Annotated in this window: 19 protein-coding genes; 8 read left to right on the top strand and 11 right to left on the bottom strand. The window is 69.2% G+C overall.

Going from position 1 to position 20,721, the window contains the following annotated elements:
* Positions 1-24 precede the first annotated feature (24 nt).
* The 3 genes from CDO44_RS12425 (at position 25) to CDO44_RS12415 (ending at position 3,341) form a co-directional block, all read left to right on the top strand.
* Positions 25-432 (top strand): VOC family protein, encoded by a 408-nt coding sequence (locus CDO44_RS12425; protein WP_087780521.1) that lies wholly within the window; start codon positions 25-27, stop codon positions 430-432.
* A 4-nt stretch (positions 433-436) separates the two neighbouring features.
* Entirely contained in the window at positions 437-1,729 is a 1,293-nt protein-coding gene (locus CDO44_RS12420; RefSeq protein ID WP_087780520.1) for an RNA polymerase sigma factor, read from the top strand.
* 70 nt (positions 1,730-1,799) lie between these two features.
* On the top strand, positions 1,800-3,341 hold the full coding sequence (locus CDO44_RS12415; RefSeq protein ID WP_087780635.1) for an MFS transporter: 1,542 nt from the start codon (positions 1,800-1,802) through the stop codon (positions 3,339-3,341).
* Between the two features lie 8 nt (positions 3,342-3,349).
* On the opposite strand, the gene CDO44_RS12410 is transcribed toward CDO44_RS12415, so the two are convergent.
* The 3 genes from CDO44_RS12410 to CDO44_RS12400 all read right to left on the bottom strand — a co-directional run bounded on the left by CDO44_RS12410 (position 3,350) and on the right by CDO44_RS12400 (position 7,909).
* Positions 3,350-4,594, bottom strand: a complete 1,245-nt coding sequence (locus tag CDO44_RS12410) for a DUF445 domain-containing protein (RefSeq protein ID WP_087780519.1) — start codon at positions 4,592-4,594, stop codon at positions 3,350-3,352.
* 103 nt (positions 4,595-4,697) lie between these two features.
* The gene (locus CDO44_RS12405; protein WP_087780518.1) at positions 4,698-7,256 is read right to left on the bottom strand and encodes a PEP/pyruvate-binding domain-containing protein; all 2,559 of its coding nucleotides are present in this window, start codon (positions 7,254-7,256) and stop codon (positions 4,698-4,700) included.
* Positions 7,253-7,909, bottom strand: coding sequence for a TetR/AcrR family transcriptional regulator (locus tag CDO44_RS12400; RefSeq protein ID WP_087780517.1), 657 nt, complete (start codon positions 7,907-7,909; stop codon positions 7,253-7,255). The genes CDO44_RS12405 and CDO44_RS12400 overlap by 4 nt, the downstream gene beginning before the upstream one ends.
* Positions 7,910-8,034: 125 nt before the next feature.
* Between CDO44_RS12400 and CDO44_RS12395 the strand changes: the two genes are divergently transcribed.
* The 4 genes from CDO44_RS12395 to CDO44_RS12380 all read left to right on the top strand — a co-directional run bounded on the left by CDO44_RS12395 (position 8,035) and on the right by CDO44_RS12380 (position 10,811).
* Positions 8,035-8,391, top strand: a complete 357-nt coding sequence (locus CDO44_RS12395; protein ID WP_087780634.1) for a VOC family protein — start codon at positions 8,035-8,037, stop codon at positions 8,389-8,391.
* Positions 8,378-9,049, top strand: a complete 672-nt coding sequence (locus tag CDO44_RS12390; RefSeq protein WP_369824634.1) for an HD domain-containing protein — start codon at positions 8,378-8,380, stop codon at positions 9,047-9,049. Before CDO44_RS12395 ends, CDO44_RS12390 begins: the two co-directional genes overlap by 14 nt.
* A 73-nt stretch (positions 9,050-9,122) precedes the next feature.
* Positions 9,123-9,812 carry a substrate-binding domain-containing protein gene (locus CDO44_RS12385; protein ID WP_087780515.1) on the top strand — a complete coding sequence of 230 codons (690 nt, stop codon included), beginning with the start codon at positions 9,123-9,125 and terminating at the stop codon, positions 9,810-9,812.
* A 48-nt stretch (positions 9,813-9,860) separates the two neighbouring features.
* Positions 9,861-10,811, top strand: coding sequence for a TIGR03571 family LLM class oxidoreductase (locus CDO44_RS12380; RefSeq protein WP_087780514.1), 951 nt, complete (start codon positions 9,861-9,863; stop codon positions 10,809-10,811).
* Between the two features lie 281 nt (positions 10,812-11,092).
* Here CDO44_RS12380 and CDO44_RS12375 read toward each other — a convergent pair whose 3' ends face one another.
* From CDO44_RS12375 to CDO44_RS12355, 5 genes are all read right to left on the bottom strand, one after another.
* Positions 11,093-11,791 (bottom strand): SDR family NAD(P)-dependent oxidoreductase, encoded by a 699-nt coding sequence (locus CDO44_RS12375; protein ID WP_087780633.1) that lies wholly within the window; start codon positions 11,789-11,791, stop codon positions 11,093-11,095.
* Between the two features lie 10 nt (positions 11,792-11,801).
* A complete protein-coding gene (gene phhA, locus CDO44_RS12370; RefSeq protein WP_087780513.1) occupies positions 11,802-12,689 on the bottom strand; it encodes a phenylalanine 4-monooxygenase in 888 nt (295 codons plus the stop codon).
* Complete coding sequence (locus CDO44_RS12365; RefSeq protein ID WP_087780512.1) at positions 12,686-12,994, bottom strand: 4a-hydroxytetrahydrobiopterin dehydratase; 309 nt, start codon at positions 12,992-12,994, stop codon at positions 12,686-12,688. Before CDO44_RS12365 ends, phhA begins: the two co-directional genes overlap by 4 nt.
* 90 nt (positions 12,995-13,084) lie before the next feature.
* Positions 13,085-14,056: a tripartite tricarboxylate transporter substrate-binding protein gene (locus tag CDO44_RS12360; RefSeq protein WP_158213274.1), complete on the bottom strand. Its 972-nt coding sequence runs from the start codon at positions 14,054-14,056 to the stop codon at positions 13,085-13,087.
* Positions 14,057-14,126: 70 nt separating this feature from the next.
* Positions 14,127-15,557, bottom strand: coding sequence for a sulfatase-like hydrolase/transferase (locus CDO44_RS12355; RefSeq protein ID WP_087780510.1), 1,431 nt, complete (start codon positions 15,555-15,557; stop codon positions 14,127-14,129).
* A gap of 217 nt (positions 15,558-15,774) precedes the next feature.
* On the opposite strand from CDO44_RS12355, the gene CDO44_RS12350 reads away from it, so the two are divergent.
* Positions 15,775-16,272 carry a MarR family winged helix-turn-helix transcriptional regulator gene (locus CDO44_RS12350; RefSeq protein ID WP_158213273.1) on the top strand — a complete coding sequence of 166 codons (498 nt, stop codon included), beginning with the start codon at positions 15,775-15,777 and terminating at the stop codon, positions 16,270-16,272.
* 48 nt (positions 16,273-16,320) lie between these two features.
* Here the strand turns inward: CDO44_RS12350 and CDO44_RS12345 are convergent, their stop codons facing one another.
* The 3 genes from CDO44_RS12345 to CDO44_RS12335 form a co-directional block, all read right to left on the bottom strand.
* Positions 16,321-16,737 (bottom strand): putative signal transducing protein, encoded by a 417-nt coding sequence (locus CDO44_RS12345; RefSeq protein ID WP_087780508.1) that lies wholly within the window; start codon positions 16,735-16,737, stop codon positions 16,321-16,323.
* Positions 16,738-16,835: 98 nt separating this feature from the next.
* Positions 16,836-18,035: an acetyl-CoA C-acyltransferase gene (locus tag CDO44_RS12340; protein ID WP_087780507.1), complete on the bottom strand. Its 1,200-nt coding sequence runs from the start codon at positions 18,033-18,035 to the stop codon at positions 16,836-16,838.
* Between the two features lie 144 nt (positions 18,036-18,179).
* Positions 18,180-20,585 carry a 3-hydroxyacyl-CoA dehydrogenase/enoyl-CoA hydratase family protein gene (locus CDO44_RS12335; protein WP_087780506.1) on the bottom strand — a complete coding sequence of 802 codons (2,406 nt, stop codon included), beginning with the start codon at positions 20,583-20,585 and terminating at the stop codon, positions 18,180-18,182.
* Positions 20,586-20,721 lie beyond the last annotated feature (136 nt).

The raw sequence follows: 20,721 nt of genomic DNA, 5'->3' as shown, positions 1-20,721 counted from the left end.
GTCCCGCCAACGAGAGGCCTCATCATGCACAAGCAAATGTTCGTGAATTTTCCCGTCGCCGACCTGCCCCGCTCCAAGGAATTCTTTGGCAAGCTCGGCTTCACCTTCAACCCGCAGTTCACCAACGACCAGGCGGCCTGCATGGTCATCGGCGAGAACCTCTACGCCATGCTGCTCACGTCGGAGTATTTCCGCTCTTTCATCAACAAGGAAATCAGCGATGCCACGCGCAGCACGGAGGTGCTGGTGGCGCTGAGCTGCGAAAGCAGGGCCGAGGTCGACGACCTGGTCAGCAAGGCCCTGGCGGCCGGCGGCACGGCGCCGCGTCCCGCCCAGGACCACGGGTTCATGTACTCCCATGGCTTCGACGATCTCGACGGCCACATCTGGGAGGTCTTCTACATGGACCCGAGCACCGTCGAGCAAGGCTGAGCCCGTGACGCAGGCGGCCACCCACCATGCCATCGAGGCCGTATGGCGCATCGAGTCGGCCAAGATCATCGCCAGCGTCGCGCGCATGGTGCGCGACGTCGGCCTGGCCGAGGAGCTGGCGCAGGATGCGCTGGTGTCCGCGCTCGAGCGCTGGCCCCGGGACGGCGTGCCCGACAATCCCGGAGCGTGGCTGATGACGACGGCGAAGAACCGGGCCCTGGACCGGCTGCGGCAGGCAGCCTTGCATGCCCGCAAGCAGGAGGAGTACGGCCACGAGACCGAACTGCTGCAGGACGGGTATGCGCCCGACCCGGCCGCGCAGTTCGAAGCGGCCCGCGAAGACGAGGTGGGCGACGACCTGCTGCGCCTCATCTTCACCGCGTGCCACCCGGTGCTGTCCACCGATGCGCGCGTGGCGCTGACGCTGCGGCTGCTGGGCGGGCTGACGGCGCAGGAGATCGCCCGCGCCTTCCTCGTGCCCGAGGCCACCATCGCACAACGCATCGTGCGCGCCAAGCGGGCGCTGACGGCGGCCAAGGTGCCGTTCGAGGTGCCGCGCGAACAGGAGCGCGCGGCGCGGCTCGCCTCCGTCCTCGAGGTGATCTACCTGATCTTCAACGAGGGCTATTCGGCCACCGCCGGCGACGACTGGATGCGCCCGGCGCTCTGCGACGAGGCGCTGCGCCTGGCGCGCGTGCTGGCCGGGCTTTCTCCCGACGAGAGCGAAGTGCACGGCCTGTGCGCGCTGCTGGAACTGCAGGCCTCGCGCATCCCGGCCCGCACCGATGCAGACGGACGCCCCGTGCTGTTGATGGAACAGGATCGCGCGCGCTGGGATCCGCTGCTGATACGGCGCGGCCTGGCCGCCCTGGCGCGTTCGGAGTCGCTGGGCGGGGCGCGCGGCCCCTATGCCCTGCAAGCGGCGCTGGCCGCCTGCCATGCGCGCGCCCGGCGCCCGCAGGAGACCGATTGGGAACAGATCGTGGCGCTCTACGACGCCCTGGCACAGGTGGCGCCTTCGCCGGTGGTGGAATTGAACCGGGCGGTGGCCGTCGGCATGGCGTTCGGTCCGGCGGCAGGCCTGGAGCTGGTGGACGCGCTGCAGTCCGAGCCGGCCATGGCGAACTATCATTGGCTGCCCAGCGTGCGCGGCGACATGCTGCTCAAGCTCGGCCGCCGTGCCGAAGCGCGCGAGGAGTTCCTGCGCGCGGCGGCGATGACGCGCAACCTGCGGGAACAGGAGCTCCTATTGGCGCGCGCGGCCGAAGCGCTTGCGCCAGAGGGCGGGCGGGCATGACAGGCCGCGCACCGCCGCACGCCTGTCATCCGCCGCCGCCATCATTCTCCATCTTCAAGCGTCCCGACTCATGACATCTTCTTCTCCCGGCAAGGCCACCCGCAAGGAATGGATAGGGCTGGCCGTCATCGCCCTGCCCTGCATGGTGTATGCCATGGACCTGACCGTGCTGAACCTGGCCGTACCCGCCATCAGCGCGCAGCTGAATCCCTCCAGCTCCCAATTGCTGTGGATCATCGATATCTACGGTTTCCTGGTGGCGGGGCTGCTGATCACCATGGGCACGCTGGGCGACCGCATCGGCCGGCGCAAGCTGCTGCTGATCGGCGCCGCCGCCTTCGGCGGCGCGTCGGCCATCGCGGCCTTTTCCGACAGCGCCGGCATGCTGATCGCCATGCGAGCCCTGCTCGGCATTGCGGGCGCGACCCTGGCGCCCTCGACCATGTCCCTGATCCGCAACATGTTCCACGACGAGCATGAACGGCAGCTCGCCATCGGCATCTGGATCGCGAGCTTCTCGCTGGGCAGCGCCATCGGACCGCTGGTGGGCGGGCTGCTGCTGCAGTTCTTCTGGTGGGGCTCGGTTTTTCTGGTGGCGGTGCCGGTGATGCTGCTCCTGCTGGTGCTGGGTCCGCTGCTGCTGCCGGAGTACCGCGACCCGGAAGCCGGCCGCATCGATGCGCTGAGCGTGGCGCAATCCCTGGCCGCGGTGCTGGCGATGATCTACGGGCTCAAGCAGATCGCCCAGCATGGCCTGGCCTGGGCGCCCGCGGCCGCTATCGTGGCCGGGCTGGCGGTGGGCGTGGCCTTCGTGCGCCGGCAGCGGTGCCTGCCTTACCCGCTGCTGGACATGAGCCTGTTCCTGCGGCCGGCCTTCAGCGCGGCCATCGCGGCCTATGCCTTGTCATGCCTGGCCATGTTCGGGGTCTACATATTCATTACCCAGTATCTGCAGCTGGTGCTGGGCCTGGACCCGCTGCGCGCGGGCCTGGTAACGGTGCCTTGGGCGCTGGGTTTCGTCGTGGGCTCGCTGCTCGCGCCGCGCCTGGCCCGGCGCGTGTCGCCACTCGCCATCTTCGTGGGCGGACTGCTGGCGGCGGCCGTGGGCTTTGCGCTGATCCTGCCCGCCGGCGGCCGGTTCGGGTTGGAGGTATTGATGGCCGGCATGATCGTCATGAGCCTGGGAATGGCGCCCGTGTTCACCATCGGCAACGAGATGATCATCACGTCGGCGCCGCCGGAGCGCGCGGGGTCGGCGTCGGCCATATCCGAGACCAGCGCCGAATTCAGCGGGGCGCTCGGCATCGCCCTGTTCGGCAGCATAGGCACGATGATTTATCGCGCCGGCCTGGCGCAGGCCATGCCGGACGGCATGCCGCCGGAGCTTGCCGCGGCCGCCTCGTCCACCCTGGGCGGCGCGGTGGCGGCCGCCCATTCGCTGCCCGGCCCCGCGGCCGAGGCCATGCTGGCGGCGGCCCGCGCGGCATTCGTGGATGCGCTGCAGCTTACGGCGCTGATCGGCGCGATCCTGGTCGTGTTCGCCGCCGCCGTCGCGGCACGCATACTGCGGGGCGGCAGACGCGCGCCGGCCTTGGGCGACGACGCTGCCTGAGCCGGGCCTCACCCGCCCAGCGTCACCACCAGCGCATGCAGCACCACGCCGATCAGCCCTCCCACCAGTGTGCCGTTGTAGCGGATGTACTGCAGGTCGCGGCCCACGCTCAGCTCCAGCTCCTGCACCAGTCGCCGCTCGTCCCATCCCTTGACCGTCTGCGCGATGTGTTCGGTCACGCCCGCCCGCAGGCGGGCCGCCAGGCTGCGGGCGCCCGTCATGACGTGTTCGTTGATCGCGTCGCGCAGCGCGGGGTTGCCCGCCAGCTGGCGCCCGAGGCCGAGCAGGCTCCGCTCCAGGTGCCGCACCAGGGGGGACGCGTCGCTGTCGAGATTCCTGCGCAGGGCGGCATGGATCTCTCCCCATAGACCCTGTACATAGTCGCGCACCGTGGGCTGGTCGATCAGCCTCGACTTGATCCGGTCGATCTGTTCGCGCAACGCCTCATCGTCGCGCAAGCGGGCCACGTAGGCCTCGACCCATTCCTCGTAGTCGCGGCGCAGCGGATGGTCCGGACGGGACAGCACTTCCTGCAGTTCGTCCAGCATGGCGCGGGCCAGCCTGTCCGCCAGGCTGTCGGCGATGCTGTCCACGGATCTCACCAGATTGACCGTCCCGACGATCTTGGGCCATTCCTTGCGCGCGTACTTCACCATCAGGCCCGAGACGCGCGCCTTGACGCCTTCGTCGTCCAGGTAGCCGCCCAGGCGCCGCAGGGCCTCGTCCAGCAACTGGTGATGGCGTCCGTCGCGGGTCAGGAGTCCCAGCACCTCGCCCGCGGTGGCGCCGGCGTCCCATGCGCGCAACCGCGACACCACGAATCCCTGGATGGCGTCGCGCACGGCGCGCTCGTCGAGCAGGTCCAGCGCCTCCGACAGCCAGGTGCGCACCATCGCGGCGACCGCCCGGGCCTGGGCCGGTTCGCTCAGCCACGTCCCTAGCCGGCTCGCCGGGTCGAACACCTTCAGCCGGGCGAGCAAGGCGTCGGGATCGAGGAAATGGTCGCGCACGAAAACAGCCAGGTTGTCGGCCAGGCGAGCCTTGTTGCTGGGGATGATGGCGGTGTGCGGAATCGGCAGGCCCAGTGGCCGCTTGAACAGCGCCACGACGGCGAACCAGTCCGCCAGCGCGCCGACCGCCGCGGCCTCGCAGAACGCGCGCACCCATGCCCAGGCACCCTGCCCGCCCATGGCGTGGCTGAGCGCGAACCCGGCCAGCGCGGCGGCCAGGAGGCCGAGCGCGCCGAGCTTCATGCGGCGCAGTCGATTCAGGCGGGGATCGGAGGACGTGGACGAGCTCAAGGGCGGCCGGGGAATCTGGGAAGGATAGTCACCACTTTACCCATCCCCGGATGTCTCATCCAGCGCGCGCAATCCTGCGCACCGTTCCTCCATGTCCATCCACGTCGAGCAGGTCGCCCGTCGCGACCTGCTCGAGTATGCCGGGCAGGTTGGCCACGGCGGGAATGCCGAACTCGCGCGCGACGATGGCGCCGTGCGACAGGTATCCGCCCGTCTCCATGACAAGGGCGCCGGCCCGCAGGAATAGCGGCGTCCATGCCGGGTCGGTGGAGGGCGCCACGAGCACGCTGCCGGGCGCCATGCCGACTCCGTCGCGCGGGCCCTTGGCCACGTGGGCGACTCCCCGCGCATGGCCGGTTCCCACCGGCGTGCCGGACCAGGCGTCGCCGCCACGGCCGCCGACGCGGCCATCGCCGGGCAAGGGGGCCACCGCCCCTTGCGCCGCTTCGATCAGCACTTCCGGCTCGCGCTGCGCCGCCCACGCCTCTCGCCGCGCACGTCGCCAGGCGGCCCTGACGGCCGCGTGCCTCGGCGCCAGGCTGCCTTCGAGCGCCGCGTAGATCTCGTCCAGCGTCAGATGGAACACGTCCTCGGGCCGCGCCAGGCCGTCGGGACCGGCCAGCATGCCTCCCGCCGCCAGCAGCTCCCGGCGCAGCACTTCCAGATAGGCCATGAGCGCGCTGCGGGCCGCTTCGCGATGATTGCTTTCCTGCGTGGAGACCTTGACCAGCCAGCGCACCAGCGGCAGCGCCCAGCCGGGAGCCCGTTCGCGCAGCCGGCGCCAGGCCTGGTCGGCGGCTTCGCGCTGGCGGCGGCGCTGCGCTTGCGGATCGTGGCCGATGAACCCCGCCACCATGTCGAACAGGTAGGCGGGGTCTTCGCGCCAGCGCGGGCTGCCTAAATAGCTTTCGGCAATGGCGCGATGGCCATAGCGGTCGAGGAAAACGGCGAAGGCCCGGCGGAAGGGCGAGTCCTCCCCGAGCTCGCGTGCCCAGGCCGCGGCATCGCGGCCCGGGTGGCGCAACCAGGCCAGGGCCGGAGGATCGGCGGCCGCGACGGCGGCCAATTCCATCAGCTCGTACGCCTGGCGGGCCGTCACGCTCGGTTCGCCGCCCGCCATCAGGGCCGCGACGAGCGCATGCCCTTCGCCAGGGCAATATTTCCCGACGAGGTCGACGAGGCCGGACAAGGTTCCACCGGCCGATCCTTGCAGGAAGAAGAGATCGTCGGCGCGATGCATGGCATCGAATCGTTCTCTCAGGCGATGAGCGAGGCCCGGCGCACCAGCGGGCAAAGGCGCCTGCCGCCATTGCGCCGCCTGGCGGCGGGCGGCATCCAGGATCCGGCCGGCGCGGCGACGCATCCCGCCGGCATGCCACATATAGCGCAGCATGCTTGCGCCGTGCCGCAGCCGCTGGCGCGCCGAGCGTGGAGGAACCGAGATTTCCGGCTGGGAGCCGCCGAGCAGGCGGTTGATGGCCTGGGGCGCGATGCCCAGCGCATCGTAGGCTTCCCATTGCATGACCGAGGCATCCAGGTACAGGCGTCCCCAGTGCAGCGCCGCGCGGCGAACCCCGGGCAGCGGTGTGTAGCCGCTGAGCACATAACCGCGCGTCAACATGCGGTCCACCATCCAGCGGTCCAGGCCCCATTCGAGCGCGGAAAGCGGTTCGGGCAGGACTTCCCGGGTATTGGCCCGCGACCACAATCCGGGCTGGCCCTGCAGCGCCGGGTAGGTATGGCGCCGCCGTGCCGTGACCGGACGCGCCTGGACAATCCAGAAACGCGTGCCGTCCCAGGTCCACTCCAGGTCGTACCAGGGGGCGGCGTAATCCAGCGCGCAGGCGGCCTCGCGTGCGAGCGCGCCCAGAGTCTCGGCCTGGCCATCGGTGAGCACGGCGCCGCTTGCCTGCTCGGCCGGCGTCGGCGCCAGTTCGGTGCCGCCTCGCGCGGCGGCCCGCGTCATGCGCTGCTTCGTGCCTCGCTGCTGCGCCACCAGCGCCAGCGGCTGGCCGGGCAGCCGTTCCTGCAGCCGGTATTCGTCGCCCTGCGCCTGTCCTCCCACCAGCGCCTCGCCCAGCCCCCAGTGCGCATGCACGACGACCTGGTCGTCCCGGCCGGAAAGAGGATCGCAGGTGAAGGCAATGCCGCTGGCCACGGTATCGAGCAAGGGCATGACCACCACTGCCATCGATACGTCGTCCCGCGAGATGCCGGCACGCTGGCGATAGGCCAGGGCCGGCTCTTCCCAGGCCGAGTCCCATACGGACCGGATGGCGACGGCCATCGCCGCCGGTCCGCGCACATTGAGGTGCGAACGATGAATGCCCGCGAACGAGGCGCTGCCCGAATCCTCCTGCGGCGCCGACGAGCGCACCGCCAACGGGCGCCCGGTCCAGCCGCGCCGCGCGATCTCGGCTTCGACCGCTGCCAATACGGGTGCGGGCACCGGCTGGCCGATGCCATGCGACCGGCTCGCCTCGGCCGCGATGACGAAGCCGTCCGGCACGGGCAGCCCGAGTTCGGCCATGCGGCCCAACTGCCAGCCCTTGCCGCCGGCGGCGCCCGGTCCGCGCTCCGCCGCCGCGGGCCAATCGAGGATGAAACCGGTCACTGTCCGTTCCCCCGCCGCCGCGCGGCATCCGCCCCGCCGGAAGACGCGCCGGCAAGGAAGAAATCGACCATGGCGTCGAACTCCGCCCGCAGGTCGAGTCCGGGCGTCGCCAGCCAATGCATCAGGGCGCCCAGGTGCAGATGCTGCAGGAAAGCGGTCAGCCGGTCGGCGTCCTGGCCCGGCCGCAGCGACCCGTCCTCCAGCCCCGACCGGATGAGCGCGCCGAACGCCCGGTCGATGCCGCTCGATGCGCCGCGATCGCCCCGGTAGCGCGCGGCCGCGTCGGGCCCGGCCAGCCTGAACTGCAGGTAATGAGGCAGGTAGTCGCGGCGGCCCTCGCACCATTGCGCCGACGCGGCCAGCAGGTAGCGCAGCCGCGCGGCGAAACCGGATTGCGCGGCGATGGCCTCGCGCAACGCCTCGAGCCCCGCCGCCAGCTCGGCATGGAACTGGTGCGCCAGCAGCGCCTCCTTGACGGGGAAATGGTTGTACAGCGTGCCCTTCGCCACGTCGGCATGCGATGCGACCGACTCCATGGTGACGGCATCGTATCCATGCGCCTCGAACAGGCGGAAAGCCGTGGCCGCGAGATGATCCATGGTGTGGTGGCGTTTGCGCTCCCTGCGGCCGGTTTCCGGGGACGGGGATTCCATGCGAACTTCCTGTCACTATATTGAACTAAGTTCATTTTTATACGACGTTCAAAAATTTTGCAAGAACCGGCTGGCACATCGGCGGCGATAGAATGCCGGAAGCGCCTTCCGTGAATCGCTCTCCCATGACAGTCCGCCGCATCGTTGCCAATCTCGCCGCTCCCGATCCCGCCCTGGCCCGCGCCTTCTATGAAGACTTGCTGGGATTGGAGATCGTGATGGACCACGGCTGGCTGCTGACTTTCGCGTCCGGCGGCAAACAAACGCCGCAGCTGAGCGTGGCCAGCGAAGGCGGCTCGGGCACGATGGTGCCGGCGCTGTCCATCGAAGTGGACGACGTGGACGAGGTCCACGCCCGGGCTCGCTCGCGGGGAGCCGAGATCGTCTATGGCCCCTGCGACGAACCTTGGGGCGTGAGGCGCTTCTATGTCCGGGACCCGTTCGGCAATGTCGTCAACGTGCTTGCGCATGCCCCGGGCTGAAGCGGGCATGGGCGGCGAGCTGGATGAGTGGCGCGCCCGTCTGGCCGCAATGGCCATGCCCGACGACGGGGCGGACGGCGCCCATGACGCCACGCACGTGGCGCGCGTATGGCGCGCGGCCGCGAGCCTGCTGGCCGAGCATCCCGAAGCGGATCCGCTGATCGTCCTCGCCGCCTGCCATCTGCACGACATCGTCAACCTGCCCAAGCAGCATCCCGACCGCGCGCGGGCCTCCCGCATGGCGGCCGAACGTGCCCGGCGCCTGCTGGCCGATGCCGGATTTCCGGCCGACAAGCTGGACGGCGTGGCCCATGCCATCGAGGCGCACAGTTTTTCGGCCGGCATCGCCCCGCGCACCATCGAGGCCTGCATCGTCCAGGATGCCGACCGCCTGGACGCGCTGGGCGCGGTGGGGCTGGCCCGCCTGTACTACACCGCGGGCCGGATGGGATCGGCGCTGGCCCACCCTGCCGACCCGCTCGCCCGCGACCGGCCGCTCGACGACCGGGCCTACGCGCTGGACCATATCGAAGCCAAGCTCGCCACCCTGCCCGCCACCATGCGGACCGCGGCCGGCGCCCGGCTGGCAGAAAAGCGCCTGGACTGGCTGCGTGCATTCCGCGACACCTTCGTCGACGAATGGGGGCGGGGTGACTGACCTCGCTGTGTTCTAATTCTCCGCAAGCGCGGGCCTCTCATGCCGCCGGCCCGATCTACAGGAAGCAAACCGCATGGCCTCCCAGATCCATATCATTTCTTCGATGGCAACCAAGCAGCTGCTTGCCGATCTCGTTGCCAAGTTCCAGCAGTCGCATTCGCAGCAAATCCTCGTGGAATCCGTGGGAGGCGTGGACGCCGCCAAGCGGGTGCAGGCAGGCGAAGCGTTCGACGCGGTGGTGCTGGCCGCCAATGTCATCGACCAGTTGACCGAAGCCGGCCGCATCGTGGCCGGCAGCCGGGCGGACCTGGTCAAGTCCGGTGTCTACGTGGCCGTGCGCGCCGGCGCACCGCGCGTGGACATCGGCTCGGAACAGGCGCTCAAGCAGGCGGTGCTCGACGCCCGCACCATCGGCTATTCAACCGGCCCGAGCGGCATCTACCTTGCCAAGTTGTTCGAACGCTGGGGCATCGCGGACCAGATCAAGGACCGCACGGTGCAGGCGACGCCCGGCGTCCCCGTCGGATCGCTCATTGCCAAGGGCGAGGTCGAGCTCGGCTTCCAGCAATTGAGCGAAATGATGAACCTGCCCGGCATCGATATCCTGGGCCCGCTGCCGCCCGAGATCCAGACGCTGACGACCTTCTCGGCCGGCGTGGCCACCGCCTCGGCCCAGCCGGAGGCCGTGCGCGAGCTGCTCGCCTTCATGGCCAGCGCCGATACCGCGCAGATCAAGCGCAGCAACGGCATGGAGCCGGCTTGAGGTGACGGCCCCCGGCGTTCTCCACCCGGCCGCCAGGCGGAGCGCCTGATGCATGAAAGTCCGCTGACGCCCGCGACGGCCCTGTTCCAGCCCGGCAGGCTGTCGATCGGGTTGGGCCTGCCGTGGGTCGAAGCGGCCGAATACAAGGGCGAACGCGAAGTGGATTTCCGCCGGCAACTGGAGTTGGCCGCGCAGGCGGAGGCGGCCGGGTTCGCCGCGCTGTGGGTGCGCGACGTGCCGCTCAACCATCCGGGGTATCCGGAATCGATCGGCCATCTGGATCCCTGGGTGTGGCTGGGCGCGCTCGCCGCCCATACCCATCGCATCGCGCTGGTGACCGGCGCCATCGTATTGACCCTCAGGCATCCCCTGCACGTCGCCAAGGGCGCGACCTCGGTCGCGGCCCTGGCGCCTGGTCGCTTCATGCTGGGGCTGGGCTCGGGAGACCGGCCGCCGGAGTACCTCGCATTCGGCCGCGATGCCGCCCGGCGCCGCGAAGACTTCCGCGCCCGCTGGGAACAATTGGCGGCGGCCCTGGAACTGCCGGCGCGGGTGCTGCCCGACCGGCTCGACGATCCGCCCATCGATTTCAGCCTGCGCCCGCGCGCAGCCATGCCCATTCCCATGCTGGCCGTTGGATCGGCGGGCCAGAGCCTGGACTGGATCGCCCGCCATGCCATCGGCTGGATGACGTACCACCGCGAACCGGAAGTCCAGCAAGGTCGGCATCGTTTCTGGCGGCAAGCGGTGGAACGCGCCGCCCCGGGGCGGTTCCGCGGCTTTGGCGTGGCCATGCGGGTCGAACTGCTGGACCGCTCCGACGCCCCGGCGGAGCCGATCGAACTGGGCTATCGCACCGGCTTGCGGGCGCTCGGCGACATCCTGTCGCGCATGCGCGAAGCCGGCACCCATCACGTAAGCTTGAACCTGTCGGCCGGACGGCGCCCATGGGCCGAGCTCATCGAGGAACTCGGCTCTTTGGGTGAGTTCACCCCTTAGCGACCTGCGGGCGCTAGGGCGTGTTAACGCTAAAAGGAGCCTCGCATGAGTACCCAAATGAGTGGCCATCAAGGCGCGAAGCGCAGTCGTGGCGGGACCACGGCGAGCATTCGCAACGCGGAGGGGCGCTCATTTGGGTACTCACCCTTCGGGCAGGCGGGCAATCGGTCGCCAGGCGTCGTTGCGCTCACCTTGCGTGGCACAGCCACGCGGCGGCGACCGCGCCTAGCCTGGCGACCGATTGCCCGCCTGTGCGAGGCTCCTTTTAGCGTTAACACGCCCTAGGACAGCCCGGTTACCGGAAGGGCCGCGCCGTGGATGGCTTTGGCGGCGGGCGAGGCGAGGAAGCGGATCACCTCGGCCAGGTCGGCCGGCCCCACCCAATTGGCGGGATCGGCATCGGGCATGTCGCGCCGGTTTTCCGGCGTGTCGATAATGGTGGGCATGACGCAGTTGACGTTGATGCCCTGCTCGCGCAGTTCGGCCGCCATCGCCTCGGTCAGGCGGACGACGGCGCTCTTCGATGCGCAATAGGCGCCCATGCGCGCCACGCCGTGCCGGGCGGCAAACGCCGCGACGTTGACGATCCGGCCGGAACGCCGGGCGATCATGCCCGGCACGACCGCCCGGGCGGCATGCACCACCGATCTGGCATTCAGGTCGAACAGGAAATCCCAGGTATCGCTGCTGGTCTCGTGCACCGCCTCGCCCATGCGGAAACCGCCCGCGATATTGCACAACACGTCGATCGCGCCGAAACGCTGGCGGGCCAGATCCGCGGCAGCCGACACCTGGCCTGCGTCGAGCAGGTCGACCGGCGCGACCAGGCAGGCCGACGCATCGATGCCCTCGGGCAGGCGAGGCTCGCGCCGGTCGAGCAGCACGAGATTGGCACCTTCGCCCGCGAAGGCCGCGGCCACGGCGCTTCCGAGGGTTCCCGCCGCACCGGTCACCATCACCGTGCGCCGTTCCGCATGCATGGATGCCACGCTAGTTCTCCCTTGCCCGGGCATGGTAGGCGCCCGTGCCTTCGGTCATGACTTCGTCCTGCGCCAGCAGCTCGCCCGGCTCGAGCTCGGGCAGCGTGCGGACTCGCTCGTAGACGGGCGCGAAATCCACCCGCGCCAGCTCCAGCAGTTCCTCCAGATCGTGCAGGACGAAATAGGTTTCCTGGAAATCGTCGATGCGGTAGCGGGTACGCATGACGCGCTCGAGATCGAACCGCAAGCGGTTGGGCGAGGGATCGTCCAGCGCGAACAGGCTTTCGGCATACGAAGAAATGATTCCCGATCCATAGATGCGCAGGCCTTCCGCCTGTCTGACCAGGCCGAACTCCACCGTGTACCAGTAGACGCGCGCCAGGTTGGGCAGCACGCCCATGCGCTGGGCCCGCAGCCCGCCCTCGCCGTAGGCCTGCACGAAATCCGCCAGGATCGGGTTCATCAGCATGGGCACGTGGCCGAAGACGTCGTGGAAGACGTCGGGCTCTTCCAGATAGTCGAGCTGGTCGGATCGGCGGATGAACTGCCCGGCCGGAAAGCGCCGGTTGGCCAGATGCTCGAAGAACACGTCGTCAGGCACCAGGCCCGGCACGGCCACCACCTGCCAGCCGGTGCGCTTGGCCAGCACGTCGCTCAGGCGGCGAAAATCGGGAATCTGGTCGGCGCCGATGGGCAGGCCGCGCATGCCCGCCTCGAACTCGCGGCACGCACGGCCAGGAACCAGCCGGGCCTGGCGTTCGAACAGGAATTTCCACACTGCGTGCTCTTCGGCCGTGTAGCGCTCCCAGCCCTGGTCCACGGTCCAGTCCGCCCGCTCGGGCCGGCCCGCCTCGCCGGCGGCCAGCCCGTGCTTGGGCGCGGTCGATGGGCGTTTCATCCCGCCCTCTTCGGATAGGCGCGGGCGGCCTCGTCCGCATGGCGCGCCAGCTCGATGTCGCGCAGCGTCAGGCCGTCCGCATCGTGGGTGGTCAAGGTGATGTCCACCCGGTTGTAGACGTTGGACCATTCGGGATGATGGTTGTTCTTCTCGGCATACAAGGCGATGCGCGTCATGAACGCGAAAGCCTGGCCGAAGTCGTCGAACTGGAACCGGCGCCGGATGGCGCCGCGGGCGGCATCCAGCTCCCAATCCGCCAATTGCGCCATGGCCTGTTCGATTTCCCGGGCGTTCAACTTCTGCATAGCGTGCTCCTCAGGCCGGGAGGTTCGCATCGGACCACCGGCCGCGCGGCCCGGCAGCCCGCGCGGCCTGGGCCCAGCCGTCAGCAAATGTTATTCCGTTGCCTTGAAACCGGAAACCCGCATGCGCTCGCTCCATATCCCCCGCTCTCGCTCCAGCCGCCGCTCCAGCCCCGCGGTGGGTTGGGCGGGCAGCGCGTAGCCCATGTCGGCAATCGCCTTCCTGTAGCCGGGGCTGGCCAGCACGGCGTCGGCGCGGGTCTGCCATTCGGCCAGCCGCTCCGCAGGCGTGCCGGCCCTGGCGAACAGCCCGAACCAGTCCACGGCCTCCAGTTGCGGCAGGCCGGACTCGCGGGCGGTCGGCACGCCGGGCAGCTTGGCGTTGCGTTGCGGCGACGTGACGAGCACGGCCCGCAGCTTGCCCTGCGCCTGGTAGGGCACGAGCAATTGCTCGGTCGTGATCAGCGCCGCCACCTGGCCGCCCAGGACGTCCGTCACGGCATTGCCCCCCCCGCGATAGGGAACGTGCGTCAGCGGCGCACCTATCTGCCTGGCCAGTTCCGCGCCCAGGAAATGCTGAGGTGTGCCCAGTCCCGGCGTGGCGTAGTTGGCCTTGTCCGGGTGGCTTTTGGCCCATGCGGAGAAATCGGCCAGGGTGGCGCCCTGGGCGGCCGGGCCCAGCGCCATGCCGAAACCATACTCGGCCAGGGCCGAAACGGCGGAGAAATCGCGCACGGCGTCGTAGTTCGCGGATTTCAGCACCATGGGCGTCAGCAGCAGCGAGCTGGACGGCATCACCATGAGCGTGAGGCCGCCGGCCGGCGCCGCCAGCACCGCGTCGATGGCCAGCTTGCCGGTCGCGCCCGCGCGATTCTCCACGACCACGTTGGCGCCGCTGGCCAGCCGCAAGTGCTCGGCGAATACACGGGCCACGGCATCGGGCGCGCCGCCGGCCGGAAAACCCACCAGCAGGCGGATGGCGCCTCCCGGCTGCGCCTGCGCCAATCCGGCTGCAAGCGCCAGCGCGACCGCGATCAGCTTGCCCAACCCCCTGGGGCGTTTCATGTCATGTCTCCTGCTTTTTGGCATGTGCGCGGCGGCCCTTGCGGCCGCATGAAGAATGGGAAAAAAGTGGTCATGCCGAGACGGGGGTATGGCCGCCTATGCCCGCCCCCGCCCGGATGGCTTCCGCGCCGCCGAACTTGCCTATCAGTTCGGCCTGGCGCGCCTTGGCGCGGCGATCCACCTCGTCCGGATCGCAGAATTCGGCCAACCGGTCGCGCCAGGCGCGCACCCGCCCAGGCGAGCGCGCCGCGATGTCGTCCAGCTCGTCCGGGTCCTCGTCGAGGTCAAACAGCTGAGGCGGATGGTCGCAATAGTGCACGTACTTGGCATGGGCATCGCGCAGCATGAATACGCCGGCGCGCGAGCCGACGGTGTGATACTCGGACAGCACGACGCGATCGCCGGGCAAGTCGCGCAACAGCGACCGCGATCGCGCCGAAGCCGTACTCGCCTCCGCGGGCACGCCGACGGCGTCGAGCACCGTGTCGTAGACGTCGATCTGGCCGACCGGCGTTTCCTCCACGCGCCCCGCCTGGATGCCGGCACCCGCCAGTATCAGCGGAATGCCGGCCGATTCCGCATACATCGTGCTCTTGCCCCACAGCCCCCTAGCCCCAACGTTGTCGCCGTGGTCGCTCAGGTACATGACCCGCGTCCCGTCCTTCAACCCGAACTCATGCAGCGCCGCCATCAGCCTGCCGACCTTGGCGTCCAGGAAGCTGACCAGGCCGTAATAGCCCGCCAGCGCGCGCCGCACGTCCGCTTCGTCGCGGAAGTGGACGTTGTAGCCGGTGGCGCGGGCGTACTGGCGAACAAATGGATGGGCTTTCTCGTCGATGCCGAAGCGGTAGGCCTTGGGCAGGCGAAGCGCGCGGCCGGCGTACAGGTCGAAGAACGGTGCCGGCACCGTCAGCGGAAAGTGGGGGGCCACGAGCGAGACCATCAGGACCCAGGGCTTGTCCGGCGGGGGCGAGGCCGCCTTGCGTTTCAGCCAATCGATGGCCGTTTCGCAGATGCGGTCGTCGTAGCGGTTGTAGTCGGACTCCCCGGCCTTGGCCGAAGCCAGCATGTTGGCGCCGTCCCCCAGGAAAGCCGGGGGATTGCGCAGCAGCATCTTGACCTCGCCCCGGCCGCCATGGATGTGCATGGGCAGCAGGCTGGCGGAAAAGCCGTAGTCCTCGCCCTCGGCGCCCCGATAGTGCAGCTTGCCGATGGAAACGACCTCGTGCCCCCGTTCCCGCAGCACGTGATGCCAACTCGGCACGGCACCGTCGTAGGCATCCACGTTGTCCCAATAGCCCGCTTCGTGGACCGCCCGGCCGGTGGCCAACGCCGCCCGGGCGGGCACGCAGATGGGGCTGGCGCAGACCGCATTCGAAAACCGGGTGCCGGAGGCCGCCAGCGCATCCAGATGCGGCGTGGCTACGTCGGGATGTCCGGCGCAGCCCATGACGCCCGGGCTGTGCTCGTCCGACAGGATGATGAGAAGGTTGGAAGCCATCGGACCGGGAATGGAAATGAAAGTTAGCGGAGACGATGCGCGCTTTTTGTTGTGTTGTCAATGATGTTATGACAACAAATGACACGGCCGGCCATCCTCTGTCAACATGACGCCTGATCGCATTTCCCTGTTTCTGGCCGATGAAACTTGCCGTCTTTGTGCCGTCCCGCCCAGCACCGGATTCTCGCGCCGGCGGGCCGGCCGCACGGAGCCCCCGATGAAGACCGCCCAGCGCCGGCGCGATGCCGCGCCCGTCGATTTCGAGCTGACCACGCTGCTCGGCTTCCTCATCTTCCGCCTGTCCTCGAGCCTGGGCAGCCTGGCCGAGCGCAACGCGCAGGAAGTGGCCGGGCTGACCCTGCCCGAGTACCGCTGCCTGGTGATACTGGCCACTCGCGGCAGCATGGGGGTCACGCCGCTTTGCCATGCGCTGCACATCGACAAGGCCTGGGTGAGTCGCACGCTGGCCAAGCTGGTACGGGCCGGCCTGGTCGGGTCGGTACCGGACCCGGCCGACGCCCGGCGCACGATCTTCAGCATTACGCCCAAGGGGCGGCAGACCAGCGAGGCGCTGATCGCCAGGGCCATGGAAAGGCAATCCCGTGTACTCGACGGATTCAGCGGCGCCGACGTGGAACAGTTGCTGGCGCTGCTGCGCCGGATGCAGGAAAACGCCGACCGCCTGAAACAAGACGAAGCGCCGGGCCGCCGGTAGCCTTCGCGGACTCCCGGCGCCCATCCCGCCCGGGCCGGTGCGCTGCGGTCAGGCCTCGGGCCGGCCGCCGCAGTCGGCGCACTTCATCGGCCCCTTGCGCGGCGGAAAGATGACGCTGCTCCAGTACAGCGTGACCAGCGCAAGGACGACCTGGCCCCAGTTCACGTCGCGCGTGAAGCGCGTGCCGCCGCAGGATGCGCACCGCATCCCGGTGGCGGGAATATCGAAGACTTCCTGCTGGTACTCGCCGCTGTTGCGCCGGTTCAGGATGGCCGTGGCACGCGTCAGCGCATTGGCCGGCACCTGCACCTGTACCCCGCCCAGCGCCAGCGAGAAAGGCCAGTTGGCCCAAACCTGGTGCTCGTTCTGCAGCAGGACCGGAATGCCCTCGCTTTCCAGCAGTCCCCGGGTGATGTGCGCATCCCAGGGATTGGTGTGGACTTCCAGCGTGACGAACTCGCTCATGGAAAGGCCCCCGCCGGCTACCGCGCCATGACCTGACTCCAAAGTACCGCATTTCCGGCGGCCGCGCGCGGCCGGCATGGGGCCAGCCGGATTCTTTTCTAGACCCGTTCGAAAATGCCGGCGGCGCCCATGCCCGTGCCCACGCACATGGTGACCATGCCGTACTTGAGGTTGCGGCGCCGCAGCGCATGGACCACGGTGGCCGAACGGATCGCGCCCGTCGCGCCCAGCGGATGTCCCAGCGCGATTGCCCCGCCCATGGGATTGACCTTGGCCGGGTCCAGGCCGAGATCGCGAATCACCGCCAGCGACTGCGCGGCGAACGCTTCGTTGAGCTCGATCCAGTCCATGTCGGCCAGCGACAGTCCGGCTTGCTTCAATGCGGCCGGCACCGCCTCCTTCGGCCCGATGCCCATGATCTCGGGCGGCACGCCGCGCACCGACGCGGTCACGAAGCGGGCCAGCGGCGTGAGGTTGAATTCCTTCAACGCCCTCTCGGACACCAGCACCAGCGCGCCGGCGCCGTCGGAAGTCTGCGAGCTGTTGCCGGCGGTCACGCTCCCCTTGGCCGCGAATACCGGCCGCAGGCGCGCCAGCGCTTCGGCGCTGGTATCGGCGCGCGGCCCTTCGTCCAGCGACAAGGTGCGCTTGCGGGTGGCGACCTGCTGCGCATCGAGATCGGGAAAATGCGCCACGACCTCGATCGGCGCGATCTCGTCCTTGAACTCGCCGGCCTGCTGCGCGGCCAGGGCCTTCTGGTGCGAGGCCAGGGCGAAGGCGTCCTGGTCCTCGCGCGACACCCTCCATTGCGCGGCCACTTTCTCGGCCGTCAGGCCCATGCCGTAGGCGATGCCGATGTTCTCGTCGCCCTCGAACACGCGCGGGTTGACCGACGGATTGAACCCCATCATCGGCACCATGCTCATCGACTCGACGCCACCGGCTATCATCACGTCCGCCTCGCCCACGCGTATGCGGTCCGCGGCCATGGACACCGCGGTCAGCCCCGACGCGCAAAACCGGTTGACCGTGACGCCGCCCACGCTCTGCGGCAGCCCCGCCAGCAGGGTGGAAATGCGGGCCACGTTCAGGCCCTGCGCACCCTCGGGCATGGCGCAGCCGATGATGGCATCCTGGATGCGCTGGGGATCCAGCCCCGGCACCTGCGCCAGCGCCGACCGGATGGCATGTATCAGCAAGTCGTCGGGCCGCACCGTCCTGAGCGCGCCGCGAGGCGCCTTGCCTATGGGCGTCCGGGCCGCCGCGACCACGTAGGCTTCCTGCAATTGTCGAGACATCTACATCTCCTGAAGTTATACCCGCTACGCGAGGGCCCACCCCCTCCGCGCTTCGCGCGTCCCCCTCAAGGGGGTGGGCTTTCCTTCCGGTCCACCCGCATCGCCCCCTGGGGGGCGCGCGTCAGCGCGTAGGGGGGGCCATTATCAATTACGAACGGGTTTGCCCGTCTGCATCATGCCCATGATGCGCTCCTGCGTCTTGGGATTGCCGAGCAGCGACATGAACGTCCGCCGCTCGAGCGCCATGATCCATTGTTCGTCCACCAGCGACCCCGCCTCGATCTCGCCGCCGCACAGGATCTCGGCGATCGCGCGGCCCAGATGGTAGTCGTATTCGGAAATGAAGCCGCCGTCGCGCATGTTGACCAGTTGCGAGGTCAGCGTGGCGATGCCCTCGCTGCCGGCCGCCGCGAACGGCTCCTTCCACGGCGCGCGCCAGCCGGTGTCGTGCAGCGCCTGCGCCTCGCGGACGGCGGCGTACAGAACCTCGTGCACGTTGAAGACGATGGGATCGTCTTCCAGCAGGTAACCCATGCGCCGCGCCTCCACGGCCGACTTGGAGACCTGTGCCGTGGCGGCCTGCAAGGCGTATTTCTTCAGGAACAGCAGCAGGGAGGTCTCGGGCGCCAGCGCGTGTTCCTGGGCGGCGCGCCGCGCGAGATAAGTCAGCCCGCCGCCGCCCGGAATCAAGCCCACGCCCACCTCGACCAGGCCCAGGTAGGTCTCGAAATGCGCCACCCGCCGGGTGCAATACACCGAAAGCTCGCATCCGCCGCCCAGCGCCATGCCGGCCAGCGCCGCGACCGTGGGAACCTGGGCGTAGCGCACGCGGAGCATCAATTGCTGCAGGCGCTCTTCTTCGGGCGCGACGGCCTGCACGCCGCCGCTCATGAACAAGGGCATGATGGCCTGCAAATCGGCGCCCGCCGAGAACGGTTCGCCCGCATTCCAGATCACCAGACCGCGGTAGCTTTCCTCGGCGATGTCGACCGCCCTCAGCAGCCCCAGCGTCACGGCCGGACTGATGGTGTGCATCTTGGTCTTGAACGAGGCGATGAGCACGTCGTCCAGGCCGGCGCGATCCAGGGTCCATAGCCGGATGGCTTCATCCTCGAAGACGGTCCGTCCCGCCGCGAGCGGCGCGATGCCTTCGCCCGCCAGCGGCGCGCGGAATATCTGGCGCTGGTAGACCGGCAGGCTCGAGCGCGGCTCGAACCGGCCGGCGGCCGGATTCCACGATCCCTCGGGCGTGTGCACGCCGCCCCGCTCGGCCACCGGGCCCGTGGTCACCCACGCCGGCAGCGGCGCGCTGGACAGGGTCTTGCCGGCGGCGATGTCGGCCTGCACCCACTGGGCGACCCGGGTCCAGCCGGCCTGCTGCCAGAGCTCGAACGGCCCGGTGCCATGGCCGAAGCCCCAGCGCATCGCGAAATCCACGTCGCGCGCGGTATCGGCGATATCGGCCAGGTGCACGGCGATGTAATGGAAGGTATCGCGCAGGATGGCCCACAGGAACTGGGCCTGGGGATGATCGCTGTCGCGCAGCGCCTGCAGGCGCTGTCCGGCGTCCTTGTTCTTCAGGATGCGGACCACGCCGTCGTCGGCCTTGCCGTCGGCGGGGACGTACTCGGCCTTGGCAGGATCCAGGCGCAGGATGGCCTTGCCTTGCTTGCGGAAGAACCCCGCGCCGGTCTTCTGCCCCAGCGCCCCCTCCTTGATCAGCCCGGCCAGCACCGGCGGCGTGCCGTAGTTGGCCGCGAAGGGGTCGTCGGGCAGGTAGTCCTCCATGGTCTTGATGACGTGCGCCAGCGTATCGAGGCCGACCACGTCGCCGGTGCGGAAGGTGCCCGACTTGGCCCGTCCCAGCTTGGCGCCGGTCAGGTCGTCCACCACGTCGTAGGTCAGTCCGAACTTCTCGGCCTCGATCATGGCCGACAGCAGGCCGAACACGCCCACGCGGTTGCCGATGAAATTGGGCGTGTCCTTGGCCCGCACCACGCCCTTGCCGAGCACCGTGGTCAGGAAGGCCTCGAGATGGTCCAGGATGGCGGGTTGGGTATGCGCGGTGGGGATCAGCTCCACCAGGTGCATGTAGCGCGGCGGATTGAAGAAGTGTACGCCGCAGAAGCGCGGCAGCAGACCGGCTTCCATGCCCTTGGACAGCTCGGTGATCGACAGGCCCGAGGTATTGGTGGCGAAGATGGCCTGCGGCCCGATGGCCGGCGCGACCTTGGCGTACAGGTCGTGCTTCCAGTCCATGCGCTCGGCGATGGCCTCGATCACCAGGTCGCACTCCTTGAGCTTGGCCAGGTCTTCTTCGTAGTTGGCGGGTTCGATCAGCGCGGCCAGCTCCGGCACGGCCAGCGGGGCGGGGCTGAGCTTGCGCAGGTTGTCGATGGCCTTCTGCACGACGCCGTTCTTGGGGCCTTCCCGGGCGGGCAGATCGAACAGCACCACCGGCACCCTGGCATTGACGCAGTGCGCGGCAATCTGGGCGCCCATGACTCCGGCACCCAGCACTGCGACTTTGCGAACGATGAAATTCGACATGGTCTTCCTGGCGATAAACGGGCCGGGGCGGCCGGCCCTATCTGGGGCATGCGCGGCAACGGCCGCGCACGGGCGATTCGGAACTACGGACTCGCGCAGCCGCCCGCAAGCACGGCAACTGCCTACCCCCATAGTC

The organism is Pigmentiphaga sp. NML080357 (assembly GCF_002188465.1).
In the GTDB taxonomy this organism is placed as follows: domain Bacteria; phylum Pseudomonadota; class Gammaproteobacteria; order Burkholderiales; family Burkholderiaceae_B; genus Pigmentiphaga.
The sequence above is the reverse complement of the archived record's forward strand: the minus strand, read 5'-3'. Positions and strand labels throughout refer to the sequence as shown.